A 9,897-nucleotide genomic window follows, 5' to 3' on the forward strand; every position below is an offset into this window, starting at 1 on the left:
GGTGAGCGAGGGGCAGGAGGGCTCCTTGACTGGCTTCGTGCAGCTCTACCCGGGGGTTTCCACAGTAGGTTTAAATGCTCGCTGGACGTTGAACGACCTCTTCGTGCTGCCGCAGTGCCGTGAGAAAGGGACCGGGCGTACGCTGATGGAAGCCGCTACTCAACTTGCCCGTGAGCATGGTGTCGCGCGTTTGATACTAATGACGCAGGTAGAGAATGAGCGGGCCCAGCGTTTATATGAATCACTGGGCTGGCAGCGCAATACGGCGTTTTATGGCTATTTGCTCGACATAAAATAAACGTTTTTACACGGCCATTTAGTGGATGGTTTTTGCCGCAAGCCCTAACCAAGCCACGGTGGCGTCACGATGCGTGCGGGCTCCCGCTGCATGATGATGTCACCGTGGCGGACGGAGAGCAGTACGTCACCCTGGTTGCGTAGCACGCTGTAGTCGTCTTCTCCATCCAGCAGGTTGAAGCTGGCGGGTTTGCCTACCTCGATACCGTAACGCGCCTCGATGTTGAGCGTGCGGGCGCTGTTGTCGGTGATCAGCGACAGCGCCTGGCTGAAGTCCTGATAGCCCATCATCTGGCAGATATGCAGGCCAAAATCCAGCGTTCGCAGCAGCTTACCGTTGCCCAGCGAGTACCAGGGGTCGAAGATGGAGTCTTCGGCAAAACAGACGTTGATACCGGCTTCGTTGAGTTCCTTGACGCGTGTCACGCCGCGCCGTTTGGGGTAGGTGTCGAAGCGCCCTTGCAGGTGGATGCTCTCGGTGGGGCAGGAAATGAAGTTGATGCCCGAACGCTTGAGCAGCAGAAACAGCTTCGAGCAGTAGGCGTTGTCGTAGGAGTGCATGGCGGTGGTGTGGCTGGCGGTCACGCGGCTGCCCAGCTCATGAAACAGTGCCTCACAGGCGAGCACTTCGAGAAACCGCGAGTTGGGATCATCGATTTCGTCGCAGTGTACATCCACCAGGCGGTCGTACTTGATGGCCAGTTCGATGACGCGCTTAATGGATGCCACGCCCAACTCTCGCGTGTACTCGAAGTGAGGAATGCCGCCTACCACATCGGCGCCAAACTCCAGCGCCTCTTCCATGAGCTTGTCGCCGCCAGGGTAAGAGAGCAGGCCATCCTGTGGAAAGGCCACCACCTGAATGTCGATTTTGTCCTTCAGCTCGTCTCGCAGTGTGCAAAGGGTTTTCAGGCCTACCAGGCTGGGGTCGCTGGTGTCGGCATGGGTGCGCACGAACTGCACGCCGTTGCCGATCAACAGGTTGAGGGTCTTCAGTACGCGCTCCCGAATGTCCGCCTCGTCGAGCAACGGCTTACGCTCCCCCCAGCGTTCGATGCCCTCGAACAGCGTGCCGCTCTGGTTCCAGTGAGGCTCGCCAGCGGTCAGGGCCGCATCCAGGTGGATATGCGGCTCGATAAACGGCGCACACAGCAGTTTGCCGCCCGCATCCCTCTGGCCTTCGCCTGCCGTTTGCGGCGCATCCTGAGCAGTGATTGCGGTGAAGACACCGTTCTCGATATCCAGCCGATAAAGCCCAGGGCGCTGGCGAAGGCGGGCATTGATGATCTGCATGTTCATAAACAGGTGCTCACTTATTGTTTGGCCGTCGATGGGAAGCTATCACCCAGCGTAGCGTGCTTCAGACGTAGCAGCACGGCGTAGCTGCCTGCCGCGACTGCGACACCCACCAGCGGCGGTAGTAACGGAGAAAAATAGGCAGCCCCGGCACCAATGGCATAGGCGGCGAGGCCGCGCCGATTGAAATCGGGTAGCTGCGCAGAGGCCAAAGCAGGGTAGCGGCCTCGGTGCCTGAGCCAAAAATCAGCCATGATCACCCCGCCCATGGGAGGGATAAACGTGCCGAGCAGCACCAGAAATGGAATGAGCAGGTTGTACATGCCACCTACCGCCAGCACGGTACCAATGGCGGCGCCGCTGACGGTGACCAAGCGGCGCTTTTCGGTGCGCAGCAAGTTGCATCCCGCCACGGCGAAGTTGTAAATCGTGTTGTCCTGGGTCGTCCATATGTTCAGGAACAGCATCAATACCGCGAGGGAGAGAAAACCTTGGGCAATGAGAACATCGACGATATCTGCCTGCTGGTAAATCATCGTGCCCAAGGCACCGGTCAGCACCATCAATCCATTGCCAATGAAAAAAGCGGCCAGCGTTGCGATCACCGCAACTTTCGGCGTCCTGGCAAAGCGACTCCAGTTGGTCGCCTGGGTGCCACCGCTGATGAAGGTACCGATAATCACGGTGATCGCCGCTGCGACACTCATACTTTCCGTTGGCGTTTGCTGGCTTAATCCTGCAAAGCCGCGCACATCGACCAGCCCGGTGAACAGGCTGACCAGGATGAAGAGCATCATGGCGGGTACGGCGAAGCGCGACAGCCAGTCCATGCCTCGATAACCGATCAGGGCGGTCACGCAGAATCCAAAGCCAAACAGCACCATCAAGGGGATTTCCAGCCATTCAGGCATTCCCGTGGTGCGTACCAGCACTAGGGCTATCGTGGCGGTTCCCCAAGCGTACCAGCCAATCTGGGTGAAGCCGAGGATAATGTCAGAGAGTTTGCTGCCTTTTTCGCCGAAGCAGAACCGTCCCATCAGGACGGCATTCAGGCCGCTCTGGCAGGCGATATAAGCCAGCGCTGCTGCGTAGATACCCAGCAGCAGGTTGCCTGCCACGATAATCCACAGTAACTGGCCAATCGGGAAGGCTTGGCCCAGGGAGCCACCCGCCCACATGGTGGCGGTGAAAAAGGTAAAGCCAAGCAGTACCGCTGAGGTAGAGAGTAGCCCTTTCCGAGCCTGGAGGGGTACTTCGCTAAGTGGGTAGTCTGAATGGTGCATCTTTTTCCCCTTCGATACGTCGTCGCGTGTCATGGTCAAGAAAGATGCAGCAAGCCGCATGCCAATCAGGCGTGGTCAGGTAACAAGAAACGTTTAAATTTTTAGCCACTCGTGCGCGTCTTTAATGGTAGTTTGCGAAAAGAAGACATGAATAACGAGCGCGCACGCGCACAACAAGGTAACGAACGCTCTGCATGGCGTGGCGCTAACATGCCATTGACAGGATCGATGATCAGCAATGGGGCGATGTGGCAAGACGTGGCTGAGGGGGAGTCGGCCAATATGGAACCATCCAGTTCGCAAGAACCACCGTTGCCAGCCGCTGGGCTGCCCTGGTATCGCACCCTGGTCGGCAAAGTGGCGGCCTTCATGGTGTTGGGCGTGGTGTTTGCCTATTCCATGGGCGCCTTGCTGGGCTTGACCATTGTGGAGCGCAGTGCACGCGAACAGTGGGCTCGGGAAGCGCTGGTGAATGCCCAAATCGTGAGCGCTACGATTCGGCGCATCTACACGAACGTGGCGGTACGCACCGACCCCTCGGGTCAAGTGACGCACCTGGTGTCGGAACAGGCCCTTGGGGATGAAGACTCGGTGCTCAGTACCGGTTTCAGTCCCGTGGATGTGTTGGCGCTGGCGAGTGCGCAAACGCGCCACAACGTCTGGCTGTTTTCCCGCTTACCGGATGGCCGCTTCAGCATGGTCGCCGATGCCCATCACGGTGAAGACGTCTCGCTCACACTGCCTCAAGTCCCGGAGCTATCGCTGGTCGCGTCCGGTAACGAGCCGTACGTGGGTTTTGCCTGGCTTGGCCATGAGGAGCACTTCATCAGCGCATTGCCCATCGTGTCTCCTCAGGGGGAGTTATGGGGGGTGTCGGTTGCCACCATTGGCACCAAGGCGATGCTGTACCAGGTGCACCGCGAGCTTCTGCTGAAAGTCGTCGCCTCACTGTGCGTCGTGCTGTTGGCCACGGCCTTGCTGTTGAGCCTGCTGATGCATCAGCTGTTCAAGCCCGTGCCGCGTCTGATCAAGGCGCTGACGCATATTTCCCATAACCGAACCGAGCAGGCAACGCCCTACACACAGCGCCAGGATGAAATTGGCTGTATGGCCCAAGCCATCGAAGCGTTACGCAAAAAAGTCGTCGAGCGTGAGCTGCTGCTGGAGGTCAAGGAGGAGGCGCTCAAGTTCCAGCACCTGGCGCACCACGATGCGCTGACCAAGCTGCCTAATCGTGTTCAGTTCAACGATGCCTTGCGGGATGCCGTCGCGCAGCTGCCGAGCGGTGAGCGCTTCAATGTGATGATTTTTGATCTGGATCGCTTCAAGGCCGTCAACGATACGTTAGGGCATGCCGCCGGGGATGAGCTGCTGGTCCAGGCCAGTCGACGGGTGCAGCAGCTGTTGGCCGAACGTGAGCTGGTGGCGCGTCTGGGGGGCGATGAGTTCGCGATTCTCCAGCCTGTTCACCACCATGCGCTGGACGAAGCTAGTGTGCGGGCAGGGCGGCTGGTCGCTGCGCTGCGCGAACCCTTTGACCTGCAGGGAGAGCGCGTCCAGATCGGTGTCAGCATCGGGATTGCCCTGGCCCCCCGGGATGGCGAAAGCAGCCATACCCTGTTGCGCAGTGCCGACGTAGCGCTCTACGCCGCCAAGGCCATGGGGCGAGGGCGTTATCAGGTGTTCAGTAGCGGCAGACCATGGGAGCCAGCTACGATGAGTAGCGTCATCTGGCGGTGCGTCACAGTGATGGGTCTTCTGCTGCTGGTCATGGGCACAGCCAACGCAAACACCAACGCCCCGACACTTGCGCGCATTCAGCAGGATCACACCATTCTGATTGGGCACCGAGAACACGAGGAGCCCTTCTCCTACGTGGTGGAAGGGCGGCCCATCGGCTACTCCATCGATATTTGCCAGGCAGTGGTGGACAGACTCAGTGCGCGGTTGGGTGGGCCAGCGCTGTCGGTAACCTTCGTACCGGTGACCCCCGCCAATCGGTTCATACTGCTAAAAAAAGGGGATATCGATATTGAGTGCGGTGTAACGACCAGCACCGCCGAACGGCGCCGTCACGCTGCCTTTACGTATCCGCACTTTTTTACGGCCACACGCTACGTATCGCTTGAACAGAATGCACTTGATCGCATTGAGGACCTGGCGGGGCGCAGTGTGGTGTCGACCACCGGAACGCTAAACATCGAACAGCTCAACGCCTTGAACCGAGCGCAAGGGCTTAATATTGCCGTGATGTTGAGCCGCTCCCACGAAGAAGCGTTCAGGATGGTGGCCACCGGCCAGGCGTCTGCGTTCGTCATGGACGATATCTTGTTGGCAGGCCTGATCGCGTCTGATGCCTCCCCGGAACGTTTCCATATCTCGTCGGAAGCACTGAGTGACCCCGAGCCGTATGGCCTCATGGTTCGCCGTGATGACGCCGAGTTTTTACACTGGGTCAATGAGGCATTACGCGAACTGTATCAGAGCGGGGCGATGCTGGCGCTGTATGAGAAGTGGTTTCTGTCTCCCATACCACCGGACCAACAGGTGGTGGGCCTTCCCATCAGCCCGCAGTTGGAAGCCGCTTTTGCACACCCTACGGCATACGCTGAATAAGGAGGGAGCCATGGTTCGAAGATACAGGCATTGGTGGGCAGGGTTGGTGGCCTCTCTGGGGGCCAGTGCATTAGCGTTTGCTGTCGAGATCGATACCCTGGAACGCCTCAAGGAAACCGGCACGCTGAGAGTTGGCTATGGCGATACGGCGCCTTTTTCCTATGCGGATGATGAGGGGCGCGTGGTGGGCTACTCCATCGAGCTGTGTCAGCGGGTGGCGGAGCATCTACAGCAGCAACTGGAACTCCCCCGGCTGGAGATCGAATACGTCTTCCGTACGCCGGGCAACCGGGTGCAGCTTTTGAACAGTGGCGATATCGATATCGAATGCAATGCCAGCACGAATACGGCGGAGCGCCGTCGTAGTGCCGATTTCTCGCTGAGCCATTTTTTCGTCTCCGTGCGCTATGTTGCGCTGGCCAAACATGGGTTTGCCACGCTGCAGGATCTGGCGGGGCGCAGCGTCAGTGTGGCGCGCGGAACGGTGAACGTGGGGCAGATCAATCTGGCCAACCGCGAGCAGCGTTTGAACCTGTCGGTAGTGCCGGTGGAAACGCTTCAGGAGGCTTTTGACCTGGTCACCCATGAGCGGGTGGCGGCATTTGCCATGGATGACATTCTGCTGAGCACGATGATGGCAGAAACCGGCAACCCCGGCGCCTATCGCCTGTCGGAAGAGGCGGTGACGGCGGAGGAGCCGTTGGGGCTGCTGATGCGCCGAGGCGATGACGCCTTTGTCGAGCAGGTCAACCAGGCGCTGCGCCAGATCTATCAAAGCGATGAGATGCTGGCGCTTTACGAGCGGTGGTTCCTGCAGCCGTTGCCCGGCAAGGGGATTACCCTGAACGTGCCGCTGAGCGAAACGCTGAAAAACCACTTTTCCAATCCCCAGGCCACCCCTCAGGCTATTTTAAGAAACTAGGCGCGGGCTTTTTTAGCCGTGGCAGTACTGGGGGCTTTCTCGCGTCGTTCGGCCAAGTGCTCTACCTTGCGCTGCTTTTCGTACAGGAAGCGCAGCACTTCCTGGCGGTAGCGGTTGTAACGAGGGTCGTCGGCCAGCGTGATACGGTTGCGGGGGCGCGGCAGGTCGATATCGAGAATTTCACCAATGCGCGCCGAGGGGCCGTTGGTCAGCATGACGATACGATCAGACAGCAGCACGGCCTCATCCACATCGTGGGTGATCATGATGACGGTGTTCCCCAGCTCGTCCTGAATGCGCATCACCTCTTCTTGCAGGTGGGCGCGTGTCAGCGCATCCAGGGCGCCAAACGGCTCATCCAGCAGCAGTACCTTGGGCTCCATGGCCAGAGCGCGGGCGATCCCTACCCGCTGCTTCATGCCGCCGGAAATCTCTGAAGGGCGTTTGTTGAGGGCATGGGACATACCGACCATGTCCAGATTCTTGAGGATCCAGGCGTGGCGTTCGGCCTTGGTCTTGCGGCGGGCAAAGGTCTTGTTCACCGCCAGCGCCACGTTTTCGTACACCGTGAGCCAAGGCAGTAACGAGTGGTTTTGGAAGACCACGCTGCGGTCGGGGCCTGGCGCATTGACCTCCTTGCCATCCAGAATGACCGCGCCAGAGGTCGAGGAGGTGAGCCCGGCGATGATGTTGAGCAGGGTCGACTTGCCGCAGCCCGAATGGCCAATGATCGAGATGTACTCACCCTTGGCGACGCCCAGGTCGATCTCCTTGAGCACGTTGGTAGTGGCACCTTTGGTGGCAAAGGTCATGTCCACCTGCTCGACGCTTAAATAGTGTGAAGCCATGATCCAATCTCCTGGGTTAGCTTTGGGTGGTGCCACGGGTCACGCACTGGCCGATGAAGGCCACGATGCGGTCAAGAATGAAGCCCACGATGCCCACATAGATGAGTGCCAGCACGATGTCGCTGAGCATGGAGGCATTCCAGGCGTCCCAGATGAAAAAGCCGATGCCCACGCCGCCAATCAGCATCTCGGCGGCCACGATGGCCAGCCAGGAAAGCCCTACCCCAATGCGCAGGCCCGAAAAGATATAGGGTGCGGCGGCGGGCAGCATGATGCGGGTGAAATACTCCATGCCGTTGAGGCGAATCACTCGGGCCACGTTGCGGTAATCCTCGGGGATATTACGCACCCCCACCGAAGTGTTGATGATGATGGGCCAGATGGCGGTGATGAAGATCACGAAAATGGCCGAAGGGGTGCTGTCCTGAAACCCGGCCAGTGAAATCGGCAGCCAGGCCAGCGGAGGCACGGTGCGCAGCACCTGAAACACGGGGTCGAGGCCACGCAAGGCCCAGGTCGATTGGCCCACCAGCACGCCCAGGCTGATGCCTACCACCACTGCCAACAGGTAGCCATAGGCCACGCGTTCTAGGCTGGCCAGAATCTGCCAGCCCATGCCCTTGTCGTTGCCGCCGTAGTCGTAGAAGGGATGAATGATCAGCTCCCAGGTATCGTTGAGCACCTGCGAGGGCGGCGGCAGCGCCGCGCCAGGATAGGAGCACAGCGCTTCCCACAGGCCGATCAGAATGGCCATCACGACCACCGGCGGCAGCACGTTCTTGACCAGGGTGTCGCGCAGGCGTAGCAGCACAGGGTGCACGCCTGGCATGGAGGTAGACAGCGTATTGGCTCTTGATGAAGTCGTCATGAGGTTCTCCCAGGCTGCCTGGCTCAGGCCAGCGCCTTGATCTCCAGGCTATCGAGGTAGGCTTGCGGGTTTTCCGGGTCGAAGACCTTGCCGTCGAACAGCGTTTCGACGCCGCGAGAGGTGGAGTCCGGAATGTCTGCCGAGGCCACGCCAAGGGCGTGAGCGGCTTCTCGCCACAGGTCTTCGCGGTTGACCTGCTCGATCAGGGCCGCGCTGTCGAAGTCCTGCGGCAAGTAGCCCCAGCGCTTGTTCTCGGTCAGGAACCACAGGTCGTGGCTCTTGAAGGGGTAGGAGGCGTGCTTGTCCCAGTAGCGCATCATGTGCGGATGGTTTTCCACGACGCGCCCGGTGCCGTAATCGAAGTTGCCCTGAATACGGTCGATGAGGTCGGCATAAGGCGCATGAATCCAGCGGCGGCGTGAGCAGATCTGGGCCATCTCCTCGTGGTTTGCCGGGTCTTCGCACCACATTTGCGCTTCCATGATGGCCATCAGCAGCGCTTTGGTGGCGTTGGGGTGGGCTTCGACGTAGTCGCTGCGCATGGCGAAGGCTTTTTCCGGGTGGTCGTTCCACAGCTCGCCGGTGGTGTTGGCGGTGTAGCCGATGCCCTGGTTGATCAACTGCTGGTTCCAGGGCTCGCACACACAGAAGGTGTCCATACTGCCCACCCGCATGTTGGCCACCATCTGGGCCGGCGGGATGGTAATGGTGGAGATGTCGCGGTTGGGGTCGATGCCCCCGGCGGCCATCCAGTAGCGAATCCACATGTCGTGGGTGCCGCCGGGGAAGGTCATGGCAGCGCTGACTTCGCTGCCTCCGCTGCGCTTTTCCGCCAGAGCTTGGGCAAACTCACGGGTATCCAGCGCGACCTTGAGGTCGGCGTACTCATCGCCCACCGAGATGCACTGCCCGTTGAGATTGAGGCGCGCCAGAATGCTCATCGGCACGGGAATGTTGTTGGGGGTCATGGCGCCGCTGGCGATCAGGTAAGGCATGGGCGTCAGGATGTGCGCGCCATCGATCCCGTTACGCTGTGAACCCAGTACCAGGTTGTCTCGGGTGGTACCCCAGGAAGACTGCTTGAGGACCTCCACATCGGTCATACCGTGCTTGGCAAAAAATCCTTTTTCATCGGCCACGAACAGCGGCGCTGCATCCGTCAGCGCAATGAAACCGAGTTTGGCCGACGTGGTTTCCAAAGCGCCGTTGGCAAAAGCCCAGCTCATGGGCAGGCTGCTGAGCACGGCAGAGCCTCCCACCACGGCAGCGGAGCTTTTGAGAAAGTGGCGACGTTCCGGTGAGTGGGACGAAGAGATTTTTTTGCGCATGACACGGTTCCTGCCCTTTGGAGACAAAAACGGCGCCTGCAATCAGCCCCGTTGAGGAGCTGTTGCAGACGCCGTTGTCTGTTGATCATCTTTTTTATCGCCGGGCCCACGTTGACCCAGTTCGCTATCCTTTTGACTTGTGCAGCTAACATGCCAAATGGCGGAGTCGTTTTTGTGAAACATCAGCTTTTCAAAAGGTTAGTCATAATAGTCGAAGAGCTGTCTGGTTATCGAAGGAGGCGTGGATGGTGCGGTGCAGCGTAGAAATGGTGCAGTTTTAGCGAAGCTGCACGAAAAAGAAGCAGGACTGTTAGCAAGTTATCAATAACGTCAAACAATGTGAACTCTATTGTCTCATTAGTTACCTTCCATAGAATGCCATCCACACATTGAGGCTTGCGTAGCGAGCACTATATTAAAGAAAAGACGCTCTCTAAGG

8 protein-coding genes are annotated in these 9,897 nt (G+C 59.1%); 3 read left to right on the forward strand and 5 right to left on the reverse strand.

Annotated elements, in window-relative coordinates; genetic code table 11:
* On the forward strand, positions 1–298 hold a 298-nt coding region (locus B7L72_RS12345; RefSeq protein WP_081194680.1), incomplete at its 5' end, for a GNAT family N-acetyltransferase.
* A gap of 44 nt (positions 299–342) precedes the next feature.
* Here the strand turns inward: B7L72_RS12345 and codA are convergent.
* Both codA and codB read right to left on the reverse strand, forming a co-directional pair.
* The gene (gene codA, locus B7L72_RS12350) at positions 343–1,596 is read right to left on the reverse strand and encodes a cytosine deaminase (RefSeq protein ID WP_081194682.1); all 1,254 of its coding nucleotides are present in this window, start codon (positions 1,594–1,596) and stop codon (positions 343–345) included.
* Between the two features lie 14 nt (positions 1,597–1,610).
* Positions 1,611–2,876, reverse strand: a complete 1,266-nt coding sequence (gene codB, locus B7L72_RS12355) for a cytosine permease (protein ID WP_081194684.1) — start codon at positions 2,874–2,876, stop codon at positions 1,611–1,613.
* 282 nt (positions 2,877–3,158) lie between these two features.
* Between codB and B7L72_RS18965 the strand changes: the two genes are divergently transcribed.
* Positions 3,159–5,492: a diguanylate cyclase domain-containing protein gene (locus B7L72_RS18965; RefSeq protein WP_254893812.1), complete on the forward strand. Its 2,334-nt coding sequence runs from the start codon at positions 3,159–3,161 to the stop codon at positions 5,490–5,492.
* Positions 5,493–5,502: 10 nt separating this feature from the next.
* Positions 5,503–6,414, forward strand: coding sequence for an amino acid ABC transporter substrate-binding protein (locus B7L72_RS12370; RefSeq protein WP_081194686.1), 912 nt, complete (start codon positions 5,503–5,505; stop codon positions 6,412–6,414).
* On the opposite strand, the gene B7L72_RS12375 is transcribed toward B7L72_RS12370, so the two are convergent.
* Genes B7L72_RS12375 through B7L72_RS12385 form a run of 3 tightly spaced genes read right to left on the reverse strand, consistent with a single transcriptional unit; the run spans position 6,411 to position 9,458 of the window.
* Positions 6,411–7,262, reverse strand: coding sequence for an ABC transporter ATP-binding protein (locus tag B7L72_RS12375; RefSeq protein WP_081138721.1), 852 nt, complete (start codon positions 7,260–7,262; stop codon positions 6,411–6,413). The genes B7L72_RS12370 and B7L72_RS12375 overlap by 4 nt on opposite strands.
* 16 nt (positions 7,263–7,278) lie before the next feature.
* Positions 7,279–8,130 carry a nitrate ABC transporter permease gene (gene ntrB, locus B7L72_RS12380; protein ID WP_081194688.1) on the reverse strand — a complete coding sequence of 284 codons (852 nt, stop codon included), beginning with the start codon at positions 8,128–8,130 and terminating at the stop codon, positions 7,279–7,281.
* Between the two features lie 23 nt (positions 8,131–8,153).
* Positions 8,154–9,458, reverse strand: a complete 1,305-nt coding sequence (locus B7L72_RS12385) for a CmpA/NrtA family ABC transporter substrate-binding protein (protein WP_016915167.1) — start codon at positions 9,456–9,458, stop codon at positions 8,154–8,156.
* Positions 9,459–9,897 lie beyond the last annotated feature (439 nt).

The sequence above is a fragment of the Halomonas sp. BC1 genome (genome assembly GCF_002078135.1).
Taxonomy (GTDB): domain Bacteria; phylum Pseudomonadota; class Gammaproteobacteria; order Pseudomonadales; family Halomonadaceae; genus Vreelandella; species Vreelandella stevensii.

Bases quoted from the DNA above. Each gene is read 5' to 3' on its own strand.
- codA (WP_081194682.1), bottom strand. From the start codon at position 1,596: ATGAACATGCAGATCATCAATGCCCGCCTTCGCCAGCGCCCTGGGCTT.
- codB (WP_081194684.1), bottom strand. From the start codon at position 2,876: ATGCACCATTCAGACTACCCACTTAGCGAAGTACCCCTCCAGGCTCGG.
- B7L72_RS18965 (WP_254893812.1), top strand. From the start codon at position 3,159: ATGGAACCATCCAGTTCGCAAGAACCACCGTTGCCAGCCGCTGGGCTG.
- B7L72_RS12370 (WP_081194686.1), top strand. From the start codon at position 5,503: ATGGTTCGAAGATACAGGCATTGGTGGGCAGGGTTGGTGGCCTCTCTG.
- B7L72_RS12375 (WP_081138721.1), bottom strand. From the start codon at position 7,262: ATGGCTTCACACTATTTAAGCGTCGAGCAGGTGGACATGACCTTTGCC.
- ntrB (WP_081194688.1), bottom strand. From the start codon at position 8,130: ATGACGACTTCATCAAGAGCCAATACGCTGTCTACCTCCATGCCAGGC.
- B7L72_RS12385 (WP_016915167.1), bottom strand. From the start codon at position 9,458: ATGCGCAAAAAAATCTCTTCGTCCCACTCACCGGAACGTCGCCACTTT.